The organism is Streptococcus sp. HMSC071D03 (assembly GCF_001812125.1).
GTDB classification, from domain to species: domain Bacteria; phylum Bacillota; class Bacilli; order Lactobacillales; family Streptococcaceae; genus Streptococcus; species Streptococcus pseudopneumoniae_N.
Genome location: NZ_KV807785.1, coordinates 1 through 764, shown reverse-complemented (window position 1 = coordinate 764; position 764 = coordinate 1). Strand labels below are relative to the sequence as shown.

The following is a 764-nucleotide window of genomic DNA, read 5'->3' as shown; positions in this document are numbered from 1 at the left end:
AGAGAGTAGAAGCAATTACAAAAGATTATAAGTTACATCAAGATATTGAGAAAAATGTGGAGCAGCGTAAGGAAAGAGAAACATCATTGTAAAAAATAATTATAAATATAATTATAAACATGTTGACAAATATAATTATAATGGTATAATAGAAATATAGAAAAAGGATGGAGAAATAGAATGAAGATTATCACATTTGCCGCTATCAAAGGCGGTGTTGGAAAAACAACTTTGACATTTAATTATGGAGAATGGTTGGCTCGCAAAGGTCATAAGGTTCTCTTTATAGATTTAGACCATCAGTGTAATTTGACTCAGTGCTACAATATTTACGAAAGTCAGAATACGATTGCGAATGCTTTCAAAGGAGGCAACGTGGATATTAAGCAAGTCAAGGAAAATATCAGTCTAATTCCAGGTTCAGTTCAGCTGGACTCGGTGGAACGAGATCTGGAGAATAGCGATAAGAAAAATATGTTACTTTATCTTTGGCTAGAGGATAACTACGAAAAGAAGAAGTTGGGTCAGTTTGACTATATCTTGATTGATTGTAGACCGGACTTCGCGACAGCTACTAAAAATGCTGTTGCGGTCAGTCACGCTATTATTAGTCCATTGACTCCTTCAGAGTTTGGTTATAATGCCAAATTCAATCTATCAACTCGGTTAGAAGCATTCAGAAAAGATGTAATTGACTATCGCACAAGAGAATCATACATTACTGCTGAGTTATATTTCTTAGCAAATATGATTCGACCAAACTA

The 764-nt window shown here is 34.3% G+C and carries 1 protein-coding gene; it reads left to right on the top strand.

The window, feature by feature from the left end; genetic code table 11:
* Nucleotides 1-180: 180 nt before the first annotated feature.
* Nucleotides 181-764, top strand: a 584-nt coding sequence (locus HMPREF2837_RS08020; RefSeq protein WP_075230826.1) for a ParA family protein, incomplete at its 3' end; no start/stop codon positions are given.